We start from the raw sequence: 620 nt of genomic DNA on the forward strand, positions 1-620 counted from the left end.
CCGTACTGCACCCCGACGGGGAATTCAGCGACACCGAACGCGCCCGCCAGCGCGGCATCATCCTGGGCGCCCAGCAACCCGACGGCATGTCACCCATCCGGGGGCTGATCACCCCGGAACTGCGGGCCGCCATCGAAGCGTTGGTGGCCAAGCTGGGCGCGCCGGGGGCGTGCAACCCCGACGACGAGATCCCGGTGGTCGAGGCGACACCCGACGACGACGCCGTGCGCCGCGACACCCGTACCCAACCCCAGCGCAACCACGACGCATTCCTGGCCGGGCTGCGCGGGCTGTTCGCCTCCGGGGACCTGGGCCGCCACAACGGGTTGCCGGTGTCGATCATCGTCACCACCACCCTGCAGGACCTCGAGGCGGCCGCCGGCAAAGCGCTGACCGCCGGGGGCACCCTGGTGCCCATGTCGGATGTGATCCGCTGGGCCGGCCACGCCCACCACTACCTGGCCATCTTCGACAAGGCCAAATCACTGGCCCTGTACAGCACCAAGCGGATCGCCTCCCCCGCGCAGCGCATCATGCTCTACGGCAAAGAACGCGGCTGCACCAAACCCGGCTGCGACGCCCCCGCCTACCACACCCAGGTCCACCACATCAAAGGCTGG

Annotated in this window: 1 protein-coding gene; it reads left to right on the top strand. The window is 70.0% G+C overall.

The window, feature by feature from the left end; genetic code table 11:
- Positions 1 to 620: HNH endonuclease signature motif containing protein (locus A5673_RS23045; protein ID WP_156748524.1), on the top strand; the 620-nt coding region annotated here is incomplete at both ends.

The organism is Mycobacterium sp. E3198, assembly GCF_001667015.1.
GTDB lineage: Bacteria > Actinomycetota > Actinomycetes > Mycobacteriales > Mycobacteriaceae > Mycobacterium.